This window comes from Bradyrhizobium sp. CCBAU 51765, assembly GCF_015291725.1.
Classification (GTDB): Bacteria; Pseudomonadota; Alphaproteobacteria; order Rhizobiales; family Xanthobacteraceae; genus Bradyrhizobium; species Bradyrhizobium liaoningense.
Window position 1 is genome coordinate 3,708,223 of sequence record NZ_CP030038.1, and the last position, 22,678, is coordinate 3,730,900.

Genomic DNA, 22,678 nt, shown 5'->3' on the forward strand with positions numbered 1-22,678 from the left:
GCTCGCCGCTTCCGATCGCCACACCAGACCCGTCCGTAGCCCGCCAAACGGCTGCGGGGGTGGAGATATTCGCAAGATGACCGCACCCAAAACCGCCTCCGCGCCTGATTCGTTTTTCACCGCCTCGCTCGAGCAGGCCGATCCGGAAATCGCCGCCGCCATCAAGGGCGAGCTCGGCCGGCAGCGCCATGAGGTCGAGCTGATCGCCTCCGAGAACATCGTCAGCCGGGCCGTGCTGGAAGCGCAGGGCTCGGTGATGACCAACAAGTACGCGGAAGGCTATCCGGGCGCGCGCTATTACGGCGGTTGTGAGTGGGTCGACGTCGCCGAGAACCTTGCGATCGATCGCGCCAAGAAGCTGTTCGGCGCTGGCTTTGCCAATGTGCAGCCGAACTCCGGCAGCCAAATGAACCAGGCCGTGTTCCTGGCGCTGCTGCAGCCCGGCGACACCTTCATGGGGCTCGATCTCGCGGCCGGCGGCCATCTCACCCATGGCTCGCCCGTCAACATGAGCGGCAAGTGGTTCAAGGCCGCGCACTACACCGTGCGCCGCGAGGACCAGATCATCGACATGGATGCGGTGGCCAAGCAGGCCGAGCAGGTCAAGCCGAAGCTGATCATCGCCGGCGGCTCGGCCTATTCGCGCGCCTGGGACTTCAAGCGTTTCCGCGAGATCGCGGACAGCGTCGGGGCGTACCTCCTGGTCGACATGGCGCATTTCGCCGGGCTCGTCGCCGGCGGCGTGCATGCTTCGCCGGTGCCGTATGCGCACGTCACCACGACGACGACGCACAAGTCGCTGCGCGGTCCGCGCGGCGGCCTCATGCTGTGGAATGACGAGACCCTGACCAAGAAGCTCAACTCGGCGATCTTCCCGGGCCTGCAGGGCGGTCCCCTGATGCACGTGATTGCGGCGAAGGCGGTCGCCTTCGGCGAAGCGCTGCGTCCGGACTTCAAGGTCTACGCCAAGAACATCGTCGAGAACGCCAAGGCGCTGGCCGAGACCTTGAAGGGCCATGGTCTCGATATCGTCTCCGGCGGCACCGACAATCATCTGATGCTGGTCGATCTCCGGCCGAAGGGCCTCAAGGGCAACGTCTCGGAGAAGGCGCTGGTCCGCGCGGCCATCACCTGCAACAAGAACGGCATTCCGTTCGACCCGGAATCGCCCTTCGTCACGTCAGGAATTCGGCTCGGCACGCCGGCGGCAACCAGCCGTGGGTTCGGCGTGGCCGAATTCCAGCAGGTCGGCGGCATGATTGCCGAGGTCCTCAACGCGATCGCGCAGTCCTCCGACGGCAAGGCGCCGCTGGTGGAAGCTGCGATCAAGGAACGGGTCAAGGCGCTCACCGACCGGTTCCCGATCTACCAGTAAGGCTAGGCCAAGCGGATGCGCTGCCCGAACTGCAACAGTCTGGATACGCAGGTAAAGGACTCGCGTCCGACCGAGGACTCGTCCGTGATCCGCAGGCGGCGCGTGTGCGTCGCCTGCAATTTCCGTTTCACCACCTTCGAGCGCGTGCAGCTGCGCGAGCTCACGGTGATCAAGCGCAACGGCCGCCGCGTGCCGTTCGATCGCGACAAGCTGATGCGCTCGGTACAGATCTCGTTGCGCAAGCGGCAGGTCGAGCCGGAGCGGGTCGAAAAGATGGTCTCTACCATCGTGCGCGAGCTCGAGACCGGTGGCGAGGCCGAGATCTCCTCCGAGGTGATCGGCGAGACCGTGATGGAGCACCTGCGCACGCTCGACGACGTCGCCTATGTGCGCTTTGCTTCGGTCTACCGCAATTTCCGCGAAGCCAAGGATTTCGCCGACGTGCTCGGCGAGCTCTCCGGTGAGGAGGAAGCGCGGCTCGCCGCGATCCGCAAATGATCTTCCGCATCCTGGAAGACCAGTTCGCGCAGAAGGCCCGCGAGGCCAGGGACGCTGATCGCCGATTCATGGAGCTGGCGCTCGCACTGGGCAAGCGCGGGCAGGGGCGGACCTGGCCCAATCCGGCCGTGGGCGCCGTCATCGTCAAGGACGGCGTCATCGTCGGCCGCGGCTGGACGCAGCCTGGAGGACGACCGCATGGCGAGCCTGAGGCCTTGCTGCGCGCGGGCGAGGCGGCGCGCGGCGCCACGCTCTATGTCACCCTGGAGCCATGCTCGCATTTCGGCAAGTCGCCGCCTTGCGCAGATGCGGTGATCGCTGCGGGCATCAAGCGGGTGGTGGCGGCGATCGAGGATCCCAATCCTGAGGTCGCAGGCCAGGGGCATGCGCGTCTGCGCGCTGCCGGCATCAATGTGGATGTGGGTCTTTGCGCGGCGGAGGCGGCCTTCGACCATGCCGGCCATTTCCGCCGCATCAGGGATCGCCGCCCGCATGTGATCCTCAAGCTCGCGGTTTCGCCCGACGGCAAGATCGGCGCGGCCGGCGGCAGGCCGTTCGCGATCACGGGTGAAGCCGCGCGCGACCGCGTGCATCTTCTCCGCGCGCGCAGTGATGCGATCCTGGTCGGCATCGGAACGGTGCTGGCGGACGATCCGCTTCTCACTTGCCGCCTGCCGGGCATGGCGGCGCGCTCGCCGGTGCGCGTGGTGCTCGACCAGAGCCTGCGCATTCCCGCATCGAGCCAGCTCGTGCGATCCGCTCGCGAGACGCCGCTCTGGGTGGTGGGGTCCGAGCTCGCCGAGGCTGCCGCCGCCATGCGGCTTGGCGCGGCCGGTGCGCAGCTCATTCGCATGTCGCCGGGGGACGCGTCCGGGCTCGATCTTGCGGCCGTGCTGCGCGCGCTGGCCGAGAAAGGGATCACGCGGCTGATGGTCGAGGGCGGTAGCCGTGTCGCCGCGTCCTTCGTTGCGGCCGATCTCGTGGACGAGATTTGGCTGTTCCGCGGGGCGGAAACGGTGGGCAGCGGCGGCGTGGATGCGCTCGATGCATTGCCCCTGTCGAAAATCACGCAGTCGCCGGCCTACAAGGTTCATGCTAGCGAAACCTTGGGCAAGGATACTCTCACCATCTACGAGCGCGCGTAATGTTCACCGGCATTGTCACCGATATCGGCGAGATCATCAGCTTCACGCCCACGGCGAAGGGGCAGCTGCATCGCCTGCGCATTGCTTGCCACTATGATCAGAGCACGATTGCCGACGGCGCCTCAATCGCCTGCAACGGCGTCTGCCTAACGGTGGTTGCCTCGGGCGTGGAAGGCGGCAAGGGCTCTGCTCAAAGGACCTGGTTCGACGTCGATACCGCCGCCGAGACGCTGGCGTTGACGACCGCCAAGCACTGGAAGGTGGAGACGAGGCTCAATCTCGAGCGGGCGCTGAAGATCGGGGACGAACTTGGCGGGCATATCGTCGCCGGCCATGCCGACGGCATCGCGACGCTTCGCAGCCGCGAGGATCTGCCCGACATGGCGCGGTTCGAGCTCTCCACCACGCGGGAGCTGGCGCGGTTCATCGCCACCAAGGGCTCGATCACGCTCGACGGCGTGTCGTTGACGGTCAATACGGTCAAGGACGCGAGCTTTTCGGTGCTGATCATCCCGCACACGCTGACGGTCACGACGATCGGCGACTGGAAGGCGGGGGATGAGGTCAACATCGAGGTCGACCTGATGGCCCGCTACGCGGCGCGGCTGACGGAAATGAAGTGACGGCAGGGCCGTCATTCCGGGGCGATGCGTTAGCATCGAACCCGGAATCTCGAGATTCCGGGTTCGGCTCTTCGAGCCGCCCCTGAATGACAGTGTCTTTAGAACTTGGCTTACCCGTTTGCGGCGACTACATAGCGCCGACCCCTTTCGAAACGGATTGAACGATGGCAGACGCGCGGCGCGCACCCCTGAAGGACCAGACCGACATTTCCGGCGCGCGCGCGCTGATCGTCGAGGCGCGGTTCTATGACGATCTCCAGGACGCGCTTCTGGATGGCGCGGTGGCCGAGCTGAAGGCGGCCGGCCTGACGCATGACGTGATCACGGTTCCCGGTGCGCTGGAAATCCCGGCGGCGGTCGCCATCGCGGTCGATGCCGCGGCGGCGAACGGCAAGCCCTATGATGCGGTGATCGCGCTCGGCTGCGTGATCCGCGGCGACACCATTCATTTCGAGATCGTGTCGCAGGAATCCTCGCGCGCGCTGATGGACCTCGCGGTGGCGCGAAAACTGCCGCTCGGCAACGGCATCCTCACCGTCAACACCGAGGCGCAGGCCTGGGCGCGGGCGCGCGCCAGCGAACTCGACAAGGGCGGCGATGCCGCGCGCGCCGCGCTGGCGATGCTGCGCATCAAGCGCCGCCTGGCGCAGGCCTGAAGCCATGGCCGACAACACCAGAAAGCCGCCGCTCGGCACCGAGAAGAAGGCCAACCGGCGCGGTGCGGCGCGGCTCGCGGCCGTGCAGGCGCTGTACCAGATGGATATCGCAGGTGCCGGCATCAACGACATTTTCGCCGAGTTCGAGAGCCATTGGCTCGGCAACGAGGTCGAGGGCGACACTTACCTGCCGGCCGAAGCCGCCTTCTTCCGCGACGTGGTCTCGGGCGTCGTGCGCGACCAGAAGAAGCTAGATCCGCTGATCGACGAGGCGCTGTCGAAGGGCTGGCCCCTGAAGCGGATCGAAGCCATCCTGCGGGCGGTGCTGCGGGCCGGAGCCTATGAGCTCCAGCACCGCAAGGACGTGCCGGGCCGCGTCGTGGTCTCCGAATATGTCGATGTCGCAAATGCCTTCGTCGACCGCGAGGAGACCGGCATGGTGAACGCCGTGCTCGACCAGATCGGCCGGCAGTTTCGCGGCGACGAGTTCGGGCGGGGGTAATTTCCCGCGAGGGCGGTGAGGTGATGCGAGACGACTGCCCCATACTCCGCTGTCATCACCCGCGAAGGCGGGTGATCCAGTACGCCGCAGCCTATCGAGCTGACACGACAGTCTCTGGAATACTGGATCGCCCGGTCGAGCCGGGCGATGACAGCGGTGGATGGGGCTGGCGCTGATGGCAAACAATCCCTCCGGCGAAGATTCCCTCATCGCGCGCTACTTCAAGCCGCTGGCGACCGATCCCGGCGCATTCGGGCTCGTCGATGACGCCGCAGTCCTGTCCTCATCCGGCGAGGACATCGTCGTCACCACCGACGCCGTCGTCGAGGGCGTGCATTATCTTGCCGACGATCCGCCCGCCACCATCGCGCGCAAGGCGCTGCGGGTGAACCTGTCCGATCTCGCCGCCAAGGGCGCGGTGCCGGCCGGCTTCGTGCTGACGCTGGCGCTGCGCATCCAGGAGGATGCCTGGCTCCGTCCGTTTGCGGACGCGCTGGGCGAGGACGCCAGGACATTCGCATGCCCGCTGCTCGGCGGCGATACGGTGTCGACGCCGGGCCCGCAGATGATCTCGATCACTGCCTTTGGCCGCGTGCCGCAGGGGCGGATGGTCGGGCGCACCGGTGCAAAGCCAGGGGATTGCATCCTCGTGACGGGAACGATCGGCGATGCCGCGCTCGGCCTCGACGTGCTCAAAGGCGGTGCCGCTGCCGCAGCGGTCGCGTCCGATCCTGCCGCGAGGGAAGCCCTGGTCTCACGCTATCGGGTGCCACAGCCGCGCAACGTGCTGGCGCGGGCGGTGCGCGATCATGCGACCGCAGCAATGGACGTCTCCGACGGTCTCGCTGGCGATCTGGCCAAACTCTGTGCAGCGTCGGGGGTTTCGGCTTCGGTCGACGTGACAAGCGTGCCGCTCTCGGCCGCGGCGGCCGGCCTGCTCGCAAGCAACGTCGTTTGCGTCGAGACGCTGCTTGCGGGGGGCGATGACTATGAAGTGCTATGCACCGTTCCGCCGGCGCAAAGCGAGGCGCTGATGGCCGCCGGGCGGGCCAGGGGCGTTGCGGTGACCGCGATCGGCAGGATCGTGCAGGGTCATGAGCGGCCGCGCTTCCTGGACGGGCAGGGCCAGGAACTGCTCTTGACGCGGCTGTCCTACAGCCACTTCTAGGAATTGCTCCAAACCGGCATCCTGGTTCTCAGCACTTGGTCCTAAATACCTGCCGAGATCGGCGCTTTCGGCCTTATCCGGCGTTGCACCCTCAATTTGATTTTGGCAAGCTCGCGACCGACTGAGGCCGCCTCTTTTTTTGGGCAAGGGGGCGGCCTTGTTCGAAATCAAGGCGCCGCACCGCACGACGGACAACAAAAGGCGCCGGGGGTACATCAAGGATCTGAGGCAAAAATCACATGACAGCATTATGGTTGATAGTGCTCTGCGGAGTGCTTTCCGTCGTCTACGCGATTTGGGCGACGTCTTCGGTGTTGAGCGCGGATGCGGGGTCGCCGCGCATGCAGGAGATCGCAGGAGCCGTGCGCGAAGGCGCACAGGCCTACCTGCGGCGCCAGTACACCACGATCGGTCTCGTCGGCATCGTCATCTTCGTGCTGCTTGTCTATTTCCTCGGGCTCTATGTCGCGATCGGTTTTGCCATCGGCGCGATCCTGTCCGGCGCTGCCGGCTTCATCGGCATGAACGTCTCGGTCCGCGCCAATGTGCGTACCGCCCAGGCCGCGACGAAGTCGCTTGCCGGCGGGCTCGAGCTCGCCTTCAAGGCGGGAGCGATCACCGGAATGCTGGTGGCGGGTCTCGCGCTGCTGGGTGTGACCCTCTATTTCGGCTTTCTGGTCCACTCGCTGAAGCTCGCGCCCGATAGCCGCGTCGTGGTCGATGCCCTGGTGGCGCTCGGCTTCGGCGCCTCGCTGATCTCGATCTTCGCCCGTCTCGGCGGCGGTATCTTCACCAAGGGTGCGGATGTCGGCGGCGACCTCGTCGGCAAGGTCGAGGCCGGCATTCCCGAGGACGATCCGCGCAACCCGGCGACCATCGCCGACAATGTCGGTGACAATGTCGGCGACTGCGCCGGCATGGCTGCCGACCTGTTCGAGACCTATGCGGTGACCGCGGTCGCCACCATGGTCCTGGCGGCCATCTTCTTCGCCAAGACGGCGATCCTCTCCAACATGATGACGCTGCCGCTCGCGATCGGCGGCATCTGCATCATCACCTCGATCATCGGCACCTTCTTCGTCAAGCTCGGGCCGAGCCAGTCGATCATGGGCGCGCTCTACAAGGGCCTGATCGCGACCGGCATCCTGTCCCTGATCGGCATCGCGCTGGTGATCTACTACCTGATCGGCTTCGGCAAGCTCGAGGGCGTCGACTACACCGGCATGGCGCTGTTCGAATGCGGCGTGGTCGGCCTCGTCGTCACCGCGCTTATCATCTGGATCACCGAATACTACACGGGCACCGACTACCGTCCGGTGAAGTCGATCGCCCAGGCCTCGGTGACCGGTCACGGCACCAACGTGATCCAGGGCCTTGCCGTCTCGATGGAAGCGACCGCGTTGCCCGCGATCGTGATCATCGCCGGCATCCTGGTCACCTACAGCCTCGCGGGCCTGTTCGGCATTGCGATCGCGACCGCCACCATGCTGGCGCTGGCCGGCATGATCGTCGCGCTCGACGCCTTCGGTCCCGTCACCGACAACGCCGGCGGCATCGCCGAGATGGCGGGCCTGCCGAAGGAGGTGCGCAAATCGACCGATGCGCTCGACGCGGTCGGCAACACCACCAAGGCGGTGACCAAGGGCTACGCGATCGGCTCCGCCGGTCTCGGCGCCCTGGTGCTGTTCGCGGCCTATAACCAGGACCTCAAGTTCTTCGTTGCCGGCTCCGCGCAGCATCCCTACTTCGCCGGCGTCAATCCGGACTTCTCGCTCAACAACCCCTACGTGGTGGTGGGCCTCTTGTTCGGCGGCCTCTTGCCGTATCTGTTCGGCGCGATGGGCATGACGGCCGTGGGCCGTGCGGCGAGCGCGATCGTCGAGGAGGTGCGACGCCAGTTCCGCGAGAAGCCGGGCATCATGCAGGGCACCGACAAGCCTGACTACGGCAAGGCGGTCGACCTGCTGACCAAGGCGGCGATCAAGGAGATGATCATCCCCTCGCTGCTGCCCGTGCTGTCACCGATCTTCGTCTACTTCGTGATCTACGCGATCGCGGGCGGCGGCGCGGCCGGCAAGTCGGCGGCGTTCTCGGCCGTGGGCGCAATGCTGCTCGGCGTGATTGTGACGGGCCTGTTCGTCGCGATCTCTATGACCTCGGGCGGCGGCGCCTGGGACAACGCCAAGAAGTACATCGAGGACGGTCATTTCGGCGGCAAGGGCTCTGACGCCCACAAGTCTGCCGTCACCGGTGACACCGTCGGCGATCCCTACAAGGACACGGCGGGCCCCGCTGTGAATCCGATGATCAAGATCACCAACATCGTGGCCCTGCTGCTGCTGGCGATCCTGGCGCACTGAGCCGCGTCACGAATTTGCACGACAAACCCCCGCGGTGCGAGCCGCGGGGGTTTTTGGTTCACGATATCGTTCCTTCGCAGGTGCTTTGTCGCGGCGGAACTGTGAGATCAATTACAAGGTGTCTTCTCTCCGGGGACTACCGTGCAGCTGCTGTCTCACCCACTGGAGGGAAGAATGACGCAAGCTGCAAACCTGAATCCAAGACACGGGAAAGCCGGACGCCAGCCGACCAGGGCCGGACTGAAACCGCCCAGCGCCAATGCAGACCCCGGCTTGTTCGGCAGGATGTTCGACTTGCCGGCCTTAACGGCGCCGGAGCCTGCGCTGCAGGCGCTTGCCGCCGCGATGAAGGACGTCGCTCCGGACGATGTGACCGGTGACAACTCCAGCATTCCGTCGGGCTTCACCTATCTCGGCCAGTTCGTCGATCACGACATCACGCTTGATCTCACGTCGCTTGCCGAGAAGCAGGAGGATCCCAACGCGACCACAAACTTCCGCACGCCGAGGCTCGATCTCGACAGCATCTACGGTCTGGGACCGGATGGCAGCCCCCAGCTCTACGCTCGCGACACCAACAACGTCACACAGCCCGGGCCGAAGTTCCTGCTCGGCAAGACAGAGCCCACGCCGCGCGCGGCCGGCGTCTTTCCGAATGATCTGACGCGGAATTCGGAAGGGCGGGCCCTGATCGGCGACCATCGCAACGACGAGAATCTGCTGGTCGCACAGACGCACCTTGCGTTCCTGAAATTCCACAACAAGGTCGTCGACAGGCTCGCGGCCGGTCCCAACGCGCCGGCGCCCGACAAGCTCTTCTCTGAAGCACGAAAGCTGGTGACTTGGCACTATCAATGGATGGTGCTGCACGATTTCGTCGAGCGCTTAACGGAGAAGGGCATCGTCGCCAGGATTCTGGACGAGGGCCGGAAGTTCTATCGATTCCAGAAGGTGCCCTACATGCCGGTCGAGTTCTCGGCGGCAGCCTACCGGCTCGGACACAGCATGGTTCGCGAGACATACAGCCACAACCATGTGTTCACGAAGCCTGGCGGCTTTGCTGCGGCGACCCTCAACCTCGAGTTCTTCTTCTCCGGGCTCTCCGGCCGCATCCTGGGCGAAATTGCCGGTACTACTCCCAACGCGTCCAATTCCCCACCCAACGTCAGCACCTTGCCTACGGACTGGATCATCGACTGGAGCCGCTTCTACGAATTCGATCCGGCGATCGCGCCGACGCCAAACTTCCTGTTCAACCATTCGCGCAAGATCGATCCATTCCTCATTCCGAAATTGCACGATCTTCCAGGTGGCGGCGGCAGCCTGCCGCTCCGCAACCTGCAGCGCGGAGTCAATCTCGGACTGCCGTCGGGGCAAGACGTGGCTCGTGCGATGGGGATTCCTGCGCTCAAGCCGGCGGAGATCGCAACCGGTACCGACGGCGCCGTTGCGGCCACGCATGGCTTCGATCGAAAGACGCCGCTCTGGTACTACATCCTCAAGGAGGCCCAGGTGAAGACCGGCGGTCTTCGGCTCGGTCCGGTCGGCGCGCGTATCGTGGCCGAGGTGTTCATCGGCATCGTCGCCGGCGACAACCAATCCTATCTCAGCCAGAAGAACTGGAAACCGACGCTGCCGGCGAAGACCCCGGGCACGTTCCTGATGAGCGATCTGTTGCGCTTCGTCGGAGATATCAGCCCGATCGACGGGGTCACGACCGGATAGCAGTCGCTCAAGTCCCGGATGCCGCAGGCGGCATCCGGGACACGAGAAACTACTGCACGTCCATCTGCAGGCCTTCCTTCTGGATGATGCCGGCGAATTTCTTCGTCTCGGCGTCCAGGAAGGCGGCGAACTGCTCCGGCGTTCCGTAGTCGGCGCGGGCGCCCATGGCGGCGATCTGCTTCTTGATGTCTTCGCGCTCCAGCATCGCCTTGACCTGGAGATTGAGCGCGTTGAGCACCTCGGGTGAGACGCCCTTCGGCAGGAACACCGAGAACCAGGACGAGATGTCGAAATTCGCCAGCTCCGGCGCGCTCTCCCGCATCGTCGGCAAGTTCGGCGCAAGGTCGCTGCGCTCGGTCGTGGTGACGCAGAGACCTGTGAGCGTGCCGTTCTGCACCTGAGGCAGGCTCGGATAGAGGTTGTCGAACAGGATCTGGATGTCGCCGGCGAGGGCCGCCTGCAGCGCGGGTCCGGCGCCGCGGAACGGGATGTGCGTCATCTTCAGGCCGGTGAGCTGGAGAAACCAGGCGCCGGTGAGGTGAGGGCTCTGGCCGACGCCCGAGGAGGCGTAGCTGAGCTTGTCCGGATTGGCCTTGAGGTAGGCGATCAGCTCGGGGATCGACTTGATGCCGGTCTTCGGATGCGCCGAGACGATGTTCGGGATCCGGATCATGTTCGAGACCGGCTGCAGCTGGTCGGGCTTGTAGGTGAGGTTCTTGAAGATGCTGTAGGCGATCGCGTTCGGACCGGGATTGCCGACCAGGATGGTGTGGCCATCAGGCTTGGCGCGGACCACCTCGGCGGTCCCGATGGTGCCGCCGCCGCCCGAGCGGTTTTCCACGACCGCCGACTGGCCCCAGGCGGTTTGCAGATGCGCGGCCAGGAGCCGGCCCATCACGTCGGTCGAGCCGCCGGCCGCAGCCGGCACGACGAGGCGAACGTTTTCGGTGGGCTTCCAGTCGGCGAGGCTCGATCGCGGAAGTATGGCTGCGGCTGAAAGGCCGGCAGCGCCGGTGAGCACGCGACGGCGGGACAACAAAGGCTTAGGCACGAATCCACTCCCTGCTTCTTATGTTGCGGGGACCGTACGGAACCGCTCGTGCGACCGCAAGTCGCGTGCGACGGCATGTGGCGCGCGCAGAGCGGCACGACGCCGCAGTTCAGAGCGATTTACCTTCCGGCGGAATTGAAAGGGCTCTGGCTGCGTGTTGGACGCATTTTTTTCCGCGCGAGCCGTTATCGACTTCGCGCGAAAGCGCTCTGGAGTCTCAGTTGAAGCTGAGCAGCTTGAACAGCGGCGTGAGGTAGCTCATCTCCTGGCCCGACGTCGGCGTCGTACGGCTGATGAAGTCGAAGATCTTGCCGTCCTGCAGACCGTAATTCGCAAGCCGGCGCACGCGCCGGTTCTTGTCGAAATAGATGGCGATGACGCGCTGGTCGACCACCTTCTGGTTCATGAAGGCGACCGGGCGCTCCGAGCGCTGCGAGATGTAGTAAAACACCTCACCGTCGAGGGTTGCGACTGTGGAGGGGGTGCCCATCACGATCAGCACCTGGTCCTGGCTCGCGCCGATCGGAATCTGCTCGAGCGCGCCGGGCGGCAGGATGTAACCCTTCTGGAACTGCTCGCCCGTACAGCCCGCAAGAGCCGCGCCGACCACGGCGGCAGCTGCGAGCATGCGCAAGCCGCGCCAGCATGCGTGAAGGCCTCGCCGCTGGTTCGCGCGCAGGCTGGTCTTGTTCGTTGTCGTCATAGCGGAACTGATTCCGTCCCCTTGCGTCGCGCGAGGCGCTGAAGTACCGGGCGGAGGCTCTGAATGCAACACGCGCGCGCCCGCTTGCGGAAACCACAATGCTTTGGCCGTTCAATCACTTCAGGAAACCCCGACTAACCCCGCCGGGCACCATTGAAGCCATCTATGGCATGATCGTGACGCAGGCGCGAGAACCCATATTTTACCGAGACTTGGGCGTGCCCGATACGGTTAACGGGCGTTTCGACCTGTTGCTGCTGCATCTCTGGCTGCTGCTACGCCGCCTGCGCGCGGTCCAAGGCGGCACTGCAGGCGCAACGGAGCTGTCCCAGGCGCTGTTCGATCGTTTCTGCGAGGACATGGACGACAATCTGCGCGAGATGGGAGTGGGCGACCAGACCGTGCCGAAGCGGATGCGGGCCTTCGGCGAGGCGTTCTACGGTCGCGTCCAGGCCTATGACCAGGCGATGGAAGGCGGCGGCGAGGCGCTGGCATCGGCGATCTGCAAGAATATCTTGAATGGGACCGGCTTCGGCCAGGCCCAGCAGCTCGCGGCCTATGCCCGGGCCAGTGAAGCCGAGCTTAGCCGGACCGACGAGGCCGCGCTGCTGCGCGCCTCCTTCAAGTTTCCTCCAGCACTCCCCGAGGATGTCACGCCATGAGCCGACCGAATGCCGGATCCGAGCCTGATCCCTGGCGGGCACCCGTCATCGTTGCGCAGATCCCCGATGCAGGCCTGCATCGCGAGCTCGAGGCCTCAGCGGCCGAGCGGCAGGCCATGGCGGCGCTCGCCGGCGTGCGGGAGATCCTGTCCGCGCATGCCAGCTTCGATGTCGTGCCGAAAAGCGGTGGGCGGGTCCATGTCACGGGGCTTGTTCGCGGCCGGATCGGCCAGACCTGCGTCGTCACGCTGGATCCGATCGAGAGCGAGATCGAGGAGGAGGTCGACCTGATGTTCGCCCCCGAGGCAGAGGCACGGCGCCTGGCCGATCTGATCGAGGAGGGGCAGGACGATGAAGGGCCGTCCGAGGTCGCCGATCCTCCTGAGCCGATCGCTGGTGGCATCATCGACCTCGGCCGGCTCGCCACCGACGCCCTGTTCCTGGCGATCGATCCGTATCCGCGCAAGGAGGGGGCCGTGTTCGAGACGGAGGTCACCGCCCCCGATCCCGAGGACCATCCCTTCGCGGTGCTGAAGGCGCTTCACGACAAGAAGAAGGGCCAATAGGGCATTTCCGCTTGTGCCCGCCTTGCGAGGGGACGCAAGGCATTTCCCTTGATGGTTTGAAAGAAGCATTTATCCTTCTGATTTCAATGTCTTTCCTGCTCAATCCGGGATACGAGGCCGCATCGCCCCAAATGCAAAAGGCTGGGGGCAAGAGGTTGTTTCGGGGTAACAAAACGCTATTGTCGCGCCCCGGTCCGGGTGCGGCGAGGCGCCTGACCGATCGCCATGTCCGTGGCGAATTCATTTTGCGGCCCCGCTAGCTCAAGACCGCACCAGACCAGGTTTCCAGGACTTTTATGCCAAGCAAGGTTCGCATCGCGCTGGACGCCATGGGGGGCGATGTCGGCCCCGCCGTGGTCATTCCGGGCGCCGCCATCTCGCTTGGCAGGCATCCCGATACCGAGTTCCTGCTGGTCGGCGACCGCGCCAGGATCGAGCCCGAACTCGGCAAGCACCCGAAGCTCAAAGCCGCCTCCAGGATCGTCCATACCGACGTCGCCGTCAGCATGGAGGACAAGCCGAGCCAGGCGCTGCGGCGCGGCCGCAAGACCTCCTCGATGTGGCTCGCGATCGATGCGGTCAAGAAGGGCGAGACGGATGTCGCGATCTCCGCCGGCAACACCGGCGCACTGATGGCGATGGCGCGCTTCCACCTGCGGACGCTGCCGGGCATCGACCGCCCGGCCATCTCGGCGATATGGCCGACCATGCGCGGCGAATCCGTCGTGCTCGACCTCGGCGCCACCCTCGGCGGCGATGCGCACCATCTGGTGTCGATGGCGGTCATGGGCGCAGCCAAGGCGAGCGTGCTGTTCAACAAGAAGCGGCCGACGGTCGGGCTGCTCAACATCGGCGCCGAAGAGATCAAGGGCCACGAGGAGATCCGCGAGGCCAGCGAGATCCTGCGGTCGAGAAACCTGCCGGAGCTCGACTATATCGGCTTCGTCGAGGGTGATGGCATCGGCAAGGGGCTGGCCGACGTCATCGTGACCGAGGGCTTCAGCGGCAACATCGCGCTCAAGGCCGCCGAGGGAACCGCGCGCCAGATGGCGGAATTGCTCCGTAACGAGATGCAGCGGAGTTGGCTCTCCAAGCTCGGCTATGTCTTCGCCCGCAGCGCTTTCCAGGCCCTGCGCGACAAGATGGACCCCAACAAGTCCAATGGCGGCGTGCTGCTGGGACTGAGGGGGGTGGTGGTCAAGAGCCACGGCGGAACCAACGCCGAAGGCTTTGCCTATGCGATCGATGTTGGCTATGAGATGGCTCACTACGATCTCCTGAACAAGATCAATCAGATGCTCAACCGCGAGGGTGGTGCACTCAGTTTCGTGCAGCCCGCGCCGGAGGATGTTTCGTGACTCAAATTCGTTCGGTCGTGCTTGGCTGCGGCTCATATCTGCCGGAGCAGGTGGTGACCAACGCCCAATTGGCGGCCCGCATCGACACCTCCGACGAGTGGATCGTTCAGCGCACGGGCATTCGCGAGCGGCACATCGCGGCGGAGGGCGAGTTCACCTCGCACCTGGCGATCAAGGCGGCGCAGGCCGCGCTCCGCGATGCCGGCATGGACGCGCAGTCGATCGACCTCATCGTGCTGGCGACCTCGACCCCGGACAACACCTTCCCGGCGACCGCCGTCGCCGTGCAGCACGCGCTCGGTATCAACCACGGCGCGGCCTTCGACCTTCAGGCGGTGTGCTCGGGTTTCGTGTTCGCGCTTGCCACCGCCGACAACTTCCTGCGCACCGGTGCCTTCAAGCGTGCGCTGGTGATCGGCGCCGAGACCTTCTCGCGCATCCTCGACTGGAACGACCGCGGCACCTGCGTGCTGTTCGGCGACGGCGCCGGGGCGGTGGTGCTGGAGGCGCAGGAGCAGCCCGGCAATGCCGCGACCGACCGCGGCGTCGTGACCACGCATCTGCGTTCTGACGGCCGCCACAAGGCAAAGCTGTTCGTCGACGGCGGCCCGTCCTCGACCCAGACCGTCGGCCATCTGCGCATGGAGGGCCGCGAGGTCTTCAAGCATGCGGTCGGCATGATCACCGACGTCATCGTCGACGCCTTCCAGGCGACCGGGCTCAATGCCGACAGCATCGACTGGTTCGTGCCGCACCAGGCCAACAAGCGAATCATCGACGCCTCCGCCCACAAGCTCCACATCCCGCCGGAAAAGGTGGTGCTGACGGTGGACCGCCACGGCAACACCTCCGCCGCCTCGATCCCGCTGGCGCTGTCGGAGGCGCGCAAGGACGGCCGCATCAAGAAGGGTGACCTTGTTCTCCTGGAGGCGATGGGCGGCGGCTTCACCTGGGGCTCCGCGCTGGTGCGCTGGTAAGCCGCAGTCGATAAAATTTTGCCGGAATCAGTGCCGATTATCGATGCGTCTGCATTGATGAGCGCTGTTGACCGCCGTGTCGTAACCTCATAATTTCAGACAACAATTGTTCGCCGTGATGTGGGGCAGGGCGATGACCGATCAAAGTAAAACCGTAACGCGTGTCGATCTCTGCGAAGCCGTCTACCAGAAGGTAGGGCTGTCGCGCACGGAATCGTCCGCTTTCGTGGAACTCGTGCTGAAGGAGATCACCGATTGCCTCGAAAAGGGCGAGACGGTGAAATTGTCCTCGTTCGGGTCCTTCATGGTGCGCAAGAAGGGTCAGCGCATCGGCCGTAATCCGAAGACCGGTACCGAGGTGCCGATCTCGCCGCGCCGGGTCATGGTGTTCAAGCCGTCGGCGATCCTGAAGCAGCGGATCAACGGCCAGCACCGCGCCAATGGCGACGCCACCAGCAAGGCTCAACAAGAGGCGTAACCCTTTCGCAAAGGATTTGGCATTTGGACAAGGCGCCGGATGCGTTCCGAACCATCAGCGAAGTAGCGCAGGAACTCGACATTCCGCAGCACGTGCTGCGGTTCTGGGAGACCCGGTTCTCCCAGATCAAGCCGATGAAGCGCAGCGGCGGCCGCCGCTATTACCGCCCCGACGACGTCGACCTGCTCAAGGGCATCCGCCGGCTGCTCTACGGCGAGGGCTACACCATCCGCGGCGTGCAGCGGATCCTGAAGGAGCACGGCGTCAAATCGGTGCAGGGCCTCGCCGACAGCGCGGCCGCGGTCTCCTTCGGCGCCATCGAGGACGCCATCGGCGCGAGCCTGATGGAGCCCGAGGACGAGGCGCCCATCAAGGGCGTCGCCGACACCGACGATGACGACTACCAGGGCAACGAAGAGGAAGGCATCGACTTCCGCTTCAGCGAGATCGACGACGAGGAGATCCTCACCACCTTCCGCAAGGGCGGCGCCCCCGCCGCGCCCGCCGGCCCCAGCGCGCTGGACCGGGAGCGCCTGGGCCGGGCGCTCGCCGACCTCGTCGCCTGCCGTGAGATGCTGGATCAGGCGCTGAAGGACGGCTAGGGGCGGTGGTCCCACCGGCTTGCCGGCAGTTCCGCGTGCTTTGGGCGGATACACCAAAATGCTGCGGCCTCGCCTTGCGCAAAGCGGCGATCCTAGCTAATGGAACGACGTTCGGAGCGTGGCGCAGCCCGGTTAGCGCACTAGTCTGGGAGACTAGGGGTCGGAGGTTCAAATCCTCTCGCTCCGACCAACACTTAGCCGGATTTCAGGGCGTCCGGATTTTCCACAAGGTAACGATTGGGGTAACGGTTCTCGGCTGAAGGGATAAGCATGATCACTGACGAGGAGTTGGACAATCTCTCCGAGGATGATGAGTTAGCATTTGTTCAGTATGAATCGATCGTCCGGGCATCGATGGAGCAGGCGCGAACCAACAACAGTTGGGACGCCGAAAGATCTTACGCCACCCACATGGTCGCTTTCCTCGACCACCGCCCTATCGCCTTCCAGTACTCACGTCCTCCACAGGCAGAGGAGGAATTTGTCGATTGGTTTGAAGAGTTCCAACGGGCTGTCGATACTTACAAGATTTCGGTGCGGCTGAAGAGTTCAATCCGCAAGAAGCAAAACGTTGCCGTCTTATCGTTGTCTCAGGAATTCAAAACTCAGATCGGTGGCCATCTCACCGCCATACGAAAGATCGTCTTTGATGCGGACCATCTGCCACTTAGCAAACGCGAGGCATTGATTCGGCGGATCAACAATCTTCAGGAGGAAGTTGATCGCGATCGCACGCGAACCGAGGCTGCTATGGCTCTTTGGCTTGAGCTAACCAGTGCCATCGGCAAGGGTGCGACGAATCTTGATCCGGCAATAGAGCGGCTAGGTCGAATCGTGAAGGTGCTGTCGCTTCAGAAGGATGAGAACGAAACTAAGGCGCTGGAGCCGCCTTCAAAACCGAAACAAATTTCTCCTCCCAAACAATCCAAGACCGAGGACGACGGCATTCCCTTCTAGGCGGGTATGTACGGCCAATTGTCGCGGTGGCAGAATCATGATACCGCAAGTTGTTTTTGCGCGAGATGTTTATGAATCCGCACGATTTAGATCATACGATTATCCATCACATCAACATCAAGGCGCGAGAGCTCGAAAGCACGCTCAAGTCTGATGTTGTCTCCTACTTCGGCCAGATCCATCCGCAATACTTTCGTCTTTTCCGAAATTTCGTTGAAGAGGTTCAAGCCAAGAGCCAGCGTAAGGAAAAGTGTCTGTCGATCGTTCTTAGGACGCCGGGCGGATCAGCGGAGACAGCAGAGCGCTATGTGACAGTGGTCCGCCAGCACTATGACACCGTCAACTTCATCGTGCCGGATCTCGCCATGTCCGCAGGCACGATATTCTGCATGTCTGGCGATAAGATCCATATGGACTATTCTTCCTCTCTTGGTCCGATTGATCCGCAGATCATGGCGTCAGATGGGAGCGGCTACGTTGCCGCCTTGGGTTACCTCGACAAGGTGGCCGAGATCACACAGAAGAACTCGCTTAGTCCTGCCGACGTCGTGTTCCTCAAGGGCTTGGATTTGGCAAAGCTCGCGCTGTTCGAGCAGGCCCGGGATCTGTCTATCGATCTCCTCAAAAAGTGGTTGGTGCAATACAAATTCAAAGATTGGAATAAGCATCGCACAACCAACCCAGGCGCCGCCGTCACCGACGACGAGAAGACTGCCCGGGCCGCAGAAATCGCCGCGGCACTTTCGGATCACAAGAAATGGTTCTCGCATGGTCGTGCGCTCAACCTTGCGAAGCTTCAGGAACTAAAGCTGGAGATCGACGATTATTCAAACGATACAGTATTGAGGTCGGCAATCAGAGCGTATAATGATTTATTAACCGCCTACACCGATAGGATGGGCTTGCCATTCTACCTGCACAGCCACTTGACGACGGAGCCAACATGACCGTTCAGCTAGCCAAAGTTGTGCAAGACCGCTTGAGTGAGAATTCTCAGTCCCTGTTCTCGCCGGAAGCACTGGCGGCATTGCGGCTTTGCGACGTATTCGACAGCGTGCGCCCGCAAGAGTATGTTCTCCCCTTGGACGCGATGGCCGGGTTCCCCAGTCATACCCAATCGGACGATCGCGCAGCAATCGTGTATCGACGTGATCTTGGCGTTTGACTGATTCGCGCCTCTAAACCCGCAGCTCCCAACTGCTCGTCTCCGGCCCCTGCGTCGCCATCCAAAGCGTGATGGCGACCGAGAGCACCAAGTCATCGTGAGCGCCGACGCGCGCCGCGTAGGTCGTGCGCCCGGCCTCCGAAATCTTCCGTTTGAAGTCCTTCAGTTCTTCCTTCAGCGCCGCGGCGTCGCTCGCGGCTGCCGCGATACGCAGTTCTCCGGTGTGCGAATGCGCTTCGAGGTTCGAGATCAGCAAACCTTTGGGTACGTGCCAGGTACTGCCGCCGTGCTGCGTCGCCTCGAGTCCCGCGGTGATGGTGATCCTGTTTGGGTGAAGGCCGGCAGCATCGAACATGTCGCCGACTGGTCGGCCGACACCGGTTTCGTCAATGACCAGCTTGGGCTTGAGCGCGTCGAGCGGCGGGCGAGCCAATAGGTTGATCACGCGTTGAATCTGTTGCGGATAGGACATGCCGAGCGGCAGGCGCTCCAGATGACGCACGTCGAAGTGCTCGGTCCGGTCCTGGCGCCAGTAGCCGGCCTTGATGTTCTCTTTCCACGTGTCCAGCGGCACGACGCGATGGTTCATGACGCTGATCGCGGTGGGGTCGGTGCTCTGACCAAGGTCGACGCCGACTAACCAACGGTTGACCGCGCGGGCAGGGATTTCACGTCTACTGATTGCCGTCATGCCCATAGCGGACGAACCTCATTGGTGAACATTGCATCGATGATCGACGTGGAGAACGCGGCGTCTTCGGTGTCTAGGAATTCGCAAAGGTACTCTTCGCGGAATTTGGTCTCACCGAGGTTCTTACGCTCGCGCGCCAGGAATTCCGGTGTGATGCGAGGGCACGCCCCCAGCTCGACGCGGATGCGATGCCACTCTGAATCGCGCGACGTCCAGGTTTCGTAAAACGCACCCCGCTTGCCTTTGGGTGTCGACAAATAGACCAGTTGCGCACGCCGATTAGTCGCGAGCATGGGGCGGATGGCGGCAATCAGCGCGTCGGAACAGCGCGCCGCCTCATCGATGATAGCCAATCGAACATTGGCCAGGCCGCGAATGGTGTCGCCGTCGTTGTCACCAGGCAGAGCCAGTAAGCGGCTGCCGTTTGCAAACTCGATGCGCCGGGCCGCATCCCCTACGAGGGGCGCAGCATCCCTGATTCGGTTGTACGTGGTGCGGGACCGCAGCACAAATTCGTCCGACAGGCGCTGTGCCGGCGACGCGATCAAGATCAGGCTGTCCGGCTCGGTTGTCGCGACGGATAGAGATTTGATGACGCTCGCCTCGGTCTTACCGTGCTGCCGCGGGATCAACATGGCGGTTTGGGGTGCATCGGAGCGGACGAAATCGGCCTGCCAATCGTCCAATTCGATATCCGCGTCGCGGGCGAGCAATGCCGGATCCAGCGCCCGAGCTATGTCAGCGGCCATCAGCATGGCAGCGGGACCGGGCAGGGCGGTACGGCGGGCTTGGCCTCGATGACCAAGGGGGGCTTACCAGCGCGGGCGGCGATCGCGGCGGCTGCGTCCGTCTCCAACCGGTGCAGGGCCGCGCCCACGGCTTGCGCAGCCTCAGGGAAGGGGCGTAGGGCGGTCACGATCGCCTGGCGCATGGCCAGGTAGTCCGCGCTGATCAGGAGCGACGTCGACCGCACGTCGTGGCGCTGCACGATCATGCCCAATAGCTTGCCGACGAGTGCCAGGTTTGCGGTGATCGCGCCTTCCGCGCTGATGGCCGCTTTGATGTCGCCGAAATCGATCGCGGTTGCCACGTGCTGTTGCAGCCGGGCGCGCTGGTGCACGAGATGCGACAGTAAGCCTTCCTGCTCGCTCGCTTGCAGCGCGTCTAGATCGATCTCGGTGGGCTTCTGTGCGGTCAGGATCGCCGCGCGCATGGCGGGGCTGACATGGTTCGCAGCGTGCCGGCCGACGGCATCAGCGCTAACGTTAAACCGGCGGGCGAGGGCGTTGTGCGCGATGCCGTGCGCGAGTCCAATCTCGATCTGATGCCGGGACTTGTGAGAGCAAATGCTGCACTTCGGGCCAGTCTTGCCCATTACTCAACTCACCTGCGATTTGGTCACGCGAATTCGCGTTTCGATACCCCAACGTTTACCCCAGCATACCAAAGAATCCGTGAATCAGCAAAAGTGCTGCAATGTTAGTAACACAGCGTAACGGAGCACTAGTCAGTAGAACTAAGGCGCGTCGAATCGAGTGCTCAGAACGGCGCGATCGGGTGGAGACGAACGGGCGTATTGATGCAGCGTTGCGACAGCAAGAACTTGGCTGAACCGGCAGAATTGTGCTCGCGACTAAATATCATAAACGTCGGTCAAGGCTGCAAAGGAACCCACGTCTTTCCGGGAGCCAGGGAAATGACCATTCTTCTGGACAAAAACGTGATCACGAACATTGCACGGGGGGACGTAGCCACTTCCCAAGCTCTGAAGCGAATTCTCGCGTCGGGAGAACAGGTTTACATAGCCCATGCCGCATATAACGAACTGGTGCGGGACTCTCCGATCCAAATGCGCATGGGGTACGAAAAGTTGCTGAAGGACCTGCAGCTCACAACGCCTCCGGCGGGTGCCACTAGCGTCAAAGATCGGGGAGACTTCTACGCAGACAACATCACTCATGTGCCGGCGCCGGGGAAGCCGGGCCAAATAAAGGAATATGGGAGACGAGACAGCACAACGCCTGGCGACGCTTTCATCGCTGCGGAAGCGAAAGCCCTGAACGCACGCTTGTGGACCCTTGATGAACGGTTCGCCAAACGAGCCGAGAACCTCGGCGTCACTCTCCTTGCGGGAGTTTCCGGAATTAAGAGCCAGAGCGGCCCCGAAAGCATCGCGCAGGCCAGGAAGCTAATGGGCTTGAAGCCGTTGAGCATGTTGCAGAGTGCCTCGGTCAAACCAAACAAAGGCGGACCCTCCAGTCCTCCATCCGGCGGCACAAAAGTAATTAGCAAGGGCGGTCCCGCGAGTCCGCCGTCCGGCCGCACCACAACGTCCAGCAAAGGCGGCTCAGGGGCTTCTGGGGCTAAAACGAATATAACTACTGCCGAGGTTGGGCCACCGATCAAGCCTGTGCAGGAACATGGCCCTAGTGCGAGCGGCGATGCCAAATTTCAGGCCGCCACCTTGGTGTTCGATGGCGTGAACTTTTTACTGCAAAAGATCAACGATCGGATTCAACGCCAGCGCTTTGAGGCCGAGTGGTCACGCTTGGCTCCCGAAGTAAAGAGGCGGCTCGACGCGGACCCTCAACTTGGCGCCATGGTGTTGATTTCCTATTGGAAGGGGCAGGGCGATGTTAATAGTGCTATCGATACAGTTGCGGTCTTTCAGAACATTCAAGTGGGCTATGGGCTAACTCCTGATGACGCCCGGCGCGACGCTTATTCGCAGAGCCGTTGGAGTGCCGGGTTCTCAAATGTTGGCGACCAGATCTGGCTCAAACCCAAGGCGCCACCGGACATCAAAAGACTAAAGCTTCCTTTTGACTGCACCATCGCCGGACTGGCCACCTTCGTTCCCGGAAAAGAAAAGCTTGTGCGAGTCAAATTCAGCGGAAAGGCGGGCTTCGACGATAGAATGCAAAGCAGAGAAGTGTTGAGTGTTCCGGCGGGGATGACACCGCGGTTTTTCTATCTTTGGCCACCGGACAAGGTCCGCTATTTTCAGGACAGATGGGTAACGCAGGAGGTGGATTGGGAAATGTCCAACGATGCTGACGTTCGCTATGGGGACGTTGATCCCTTTTTTAGCGGCGTACCGGTGATAAAGCTCGACTCGTGGTACAATCCGGGCAATGCCACCGCCGCGATGGTTTGGCCTGCCGACAATAGCACCGCCAATCTGTTCCAGGGCGCCGCGAAGACTCAGGACAATTACGGTCTGCTCCGTGATCAGATGATAGGGCCGTTGCGATGGGTCAGGCCAGAGTTCATCCGCATTCTGAAAGCTCCTTACGAATCCACTCCTTAAATCCGCTCGCACCTTCCACCATCGCCGTACCTCTGGGCATTTGGGCGCGGTGGGCGCGGTTTCTTATGTGCTCTCTTTTCTCCCTATCTTCCCTGTCTACACATTA

The 22,678-nt window shown here is 63.2% G+C and carries 24 protein-coding genes and 1 tRNA gene; 20 read left to right on the plus strand and 5 right to left on the minus strand.

All coding sequences use genetic code 11. From position 1 onward, the window contains the following. Positions 1-76: 76 nt before the first annotated feature. From glyA to XH96_RS17820, 9 genes are all read left to right on the plus strand, one after another. The gene (glyA, locus tag XH96_RS17780) at positions 77-1,375 is read left to right on the plus strand and encodes a serine hydroxymethyltransferase (protein ID WP_194393589.1); all 1,299 of its coding nucleotides are present in this window, start codon (positions 77-79) and stop codon (positions 1,373-1,375) included. Positions 1,376-1,390: 15 nt separating this feature from the next. Continuing rightward, positions 1,391-1,873, plus strand: coding sequence for a transcriptional regulator NrdR (nrdR, locus tag XH96_RS17785; protein ID WP_011087793.1), 483 nt, complete (start codon positions 1,391-1,393; stop codon positions 1,871-1,873). Further along, the gene (gene ribD, locus XH96_RS17790) at positions 1,870-3,018 is read left to right on the plus strand and encodes a bifunctional diaminohydroxyphosphoribosylaminopyrimidine deaminase/5-amino-6-(5-phosphoribosylamino)uracil reductase RibD (RefSeq protein ID WP_194393590.1); all 1,149 of its coding nucleotides are present in this window, start codon (positions 1,870-1,872) and stop codon (positions 3,016-3,018) included. Before nrdR ends, ribD begins: the two co-directional genes overlap by 4 nt. Continuing rightward, positions 3,018-3,641: a riboflavin synthase gene (locus XH96_RS17795; RefSeq protein WP_194393591.1), complete on the plus strand. Its 624-nt coding sequence runs from the start codon at positions 3,018-3,020 to the stop codon at positions 3,639-3,641. The genes ribD and XH96_RS17795 overlap by 1 nt, the downstream gene beginning before the upstream one ends. A 164-nt stretch (positions 3,642-3,805) precedes the next feature. After that, on the plus strand, positions 3,806-4,297 hold the full coding sequence (ribH, locus tag XH96_RS17800; protein ID WP_061021904.1) for a 6,7-dimethyl-8-ribityllumazine synthase: 492 nt from the start codon (positions 3,806-3,808) through the stop codon (positions 4,295-4,297). Positions 4,298-4,301: 4 nt separating this feature from the next. Further along, the gene (gene nusB, locus XH96_RS17805) at positions 4,302-4,799 is read left to right on the plus strand and encodes a transcription antitermination factor NusB (protein ID WP_194393592.1); all 498 of its coding nucleotides are present in this window, start codon (positions 4,302-4,304) and stop codon (positions 4,797-4,799) included. A gap of 175 nt (positions 4,800-4,974) precedes the next feature. Beyond that, complete coding sequence (gene thiL / locus XH96_RS17810) at positions 4,975-5,967, plus strand: thiamine-phosphate kinase (protein ID WP_194393593.1); 993 nt, start codon at positions 4,975-4,977, stop codon at positions 5,965-5,967. A gap of 239 nt (positions 5,968-6,206) precedes the next feature. Then, entirely contained in the window at positions 6,207-8,327 is a 2,121-nt protein-coding gene (locus XH96_RS17815; RefSeq protein WP_194393594.1) for a sodium-translocating pyrophosphatase, read from the plus strand. Between the two features lie 174 nt (positions 8,328-8,501). Beyond that, positions 8,502-10,052, plus strand: a complete 1,551-nt coding sequence (locus XH96_RS17820; protein WP_194393595.1) for a heme peroxidase family protein — start codon at positions 8,502-8,504, stop codon at positions 10,050-10,052. Between the two features lie 49 nt (positions 10,053-10,101). Here the strand turns inward: XH96_RS17820 and XH96_RS17825 are convergent, their stop codons facing one another. Then, positions 10,102-11,103 (minus strand): tripartite tricarboxylate transporter substrate binding protein, encoded by a 1,002-nt coding sequence (locus tag XH96_RS17825; protein ID WP_194393596.1) that lies wholly within the window; start codon positions 11,101-11,103, stop codon positions 10,102-10,104. Positions 11,104-11,320: 217 nt separating this feature from the next. Next, complete coding sequence (locus tag XH96_RS17830; protein WP_194393597.1) at positions 11,321-11,806, minus strand: outer membrane protein assembly factor BamE; 486 nt, start codon at positions 11,804-11,806, stop codon at positions 11,321-11,323. 98 nt (positions 11,807-11,904) lie between these two features. Here XH96_RS17830 and XH96_RS17835 point away from each other — a divergent pair, with 98 nt between their 5' ends. From XH96_RS17835 to XH96_RS17880, 10 genes are all read left to right on the plus strand, one after another. Beyond that, the gene (locus tag XH96_RS17835; protein ID WP_194393598.1) at positions 11,905-12,468 is read left to right on the plus strand and encodes a ubiquinol-cytochrome C chaperone family protein; all 564 of its coding nucleotides are present in this window, start codon (positions 11,905-11,907) and stop codon (positions 12,466-12,468) included. After that, positions 12,465-13,034, plus strand: coding sequence for a DUF177 domain-containing protein (locus tag XH96_RS17840; protein ID WP_194393599.1), 570 nt, complete (start codon positions 12,465-12,467; stop codon positions 13,032-13,034). The genes XH96_RS17835 and XH96_RS17840 overlap by 4 nt, the downstream gene beginning before the upstream one ends. Before the next feature lie 296 nt (positions 13,035-13,330). Continuing rightward, positions 13,331-14,392 carry a phosphate acyltransferase PlsX gene (plsX, locus tag XH96_RS17845; protein WP_194393600.1) on the plus strand — a complete coding sequence of 354 codons (1,062 nt, stop codon included), beginning with the start codon at positions 13,331-13,333 and terminating at the stop codon, positions 14,390-14,392. Then, the gene (locus tag XH96_RS17850; RefSeq protein ID WP_194393601.1) at positions 14,389-15,369 is read left to right on the plus strand and encodes a beta-ketoacyl-ACP synthase III; all 981 of its coding nucleotides are present in this window, start codon (positions 14,389-14,391) and stop codon (positions 15,367-15,369) included. Before plsX ends, XH96_RS17850 begins: the two co-directional genes overlap by 4 nt. Positions 15,370-15,502: 133 nt before the next feature. Then, complete coding sequence (locus XH96_RS17855) at positions 15,503-15,847, plus strand: integration host factor subunit alpha (RefSeq protein WP_028136003.1); 345 nt, start codon at positions 15,503-15,505, stop codon at positions 15,845-15,847. Positions 15,848-15,870: 23 nt separating this feature from the next. Next, positions 15,871-16,449, plus strand: a complete 579-nt coding sequence (locus tag XH96_RS17860; protein ID WP_194393602.1) for a MerR family transcriptional regulator — start codon at positions 15,871-15,873, stop codon at positions 16,447-16,449. A gap of 112 nt (positions 16,450-16,561) precedes the next feature. Next, positions 16,562-16,639, plus strand: a tRNA-Pro gene (locus tag XH96_RS17865). 80 nt (positions 16,640-16,719) lie between these two features. Beyond that, a complete protein-coding gene (locus XH96_RS17870) occupies positions 16,720-17,406 on the plus strand; it encodes a hypothetical protein (RefSeq protein WP_194393603.1) in 687 nt (228 codons plus the stop codon). 71 nt (positions 17,407-17,477) lie between these two features. Next, complete coding sequence (locus tag XH96_RS17875; protein ID WP_194393604.1) at positions 17,478-18,353, plus strand: serine dehydrogenasease; 876 nt, start codon at positions 17,478-17,480, stop codon at positions 18,351-18,353. After that, entirely contained in the window at positions 18,350-18,571 is a 222-nt protein-coding gene (locus tag XH96_RS17880; protein WP_194393605.1) for a hypothetical protein, read from the plus strand. Before XH96_RS17875 ends, XH96_RS17880 begins: the two co-directional genes overlap by 4 nt. A gap of 13 nt (positions 18,572-18,584) precedes the next feature. On the opposite strand, the gene XH96_RS17885 is transcribed toward XH96_RS17880, so the two are convergent. The 3 genes from XH96_RS17885 to XH96_RS17895 are packed head-to-tail and all read right to left on the minus strand — an operon-like array spanning position 18,585 to position 20,637. Beyond that, a complete protein-coding gene (locus XH96_RS17885) occupies positions 18,585-19,262 on the minus strand; it encodes a hypothetical protein (protein ID WP_194393606.1) in 678 nt (225 codons plus the stop codon). Continuing rightward, positions 19,259-20,017: a terminase large subunit domain-containing protein gene (locus XH96_RS17890; protein ID WP_194393607.1), complete on the minus strand. Its 759-nt coding sequence runs from the start codon at positions 20,015-20,017 to the stop codon at positions 19,259-19,261. The genes XH96_RS17885 and XH96_RS17890 overlap by 4 nt, the downstream gene beginning before the upstream one ends. Beyond that, positions 20,011-20,637: a hypothetical protein gene (locus XH96_RS17895; protein ID WP_194393608.1), complete on the minus strand. Its 627-nt coding sequence runs from the start codon at positions 20,635-20,637 to the stop codon at positions 20,011-20,013. The genes XH96_RS17890 and XH96_RS17895 overlap by 7 nt, the downstream gene beginning before the upstream one ends. 321 nt (positions 20,638-20,958) lie before the next feature. Here XH96_RS17895 and XH96_RS17900 point away from each other — a divergent pair, with 321 nt between their 5' ends. Then, the gene (locus tag XH96_RS17900; RefSeq protein ID WP_194393609.1) at positions 20,959-22,572 is read left to right on the plus strand and encodes a PIN domain-containing protein; all 1,614 of its coding nucleotides are present in this window, start codon (positions 20,959-20,961) and stop codon (positions 22,570-22,572) included. Positions 22,573-22,678 lie beyond the last annotated feature (106 nt).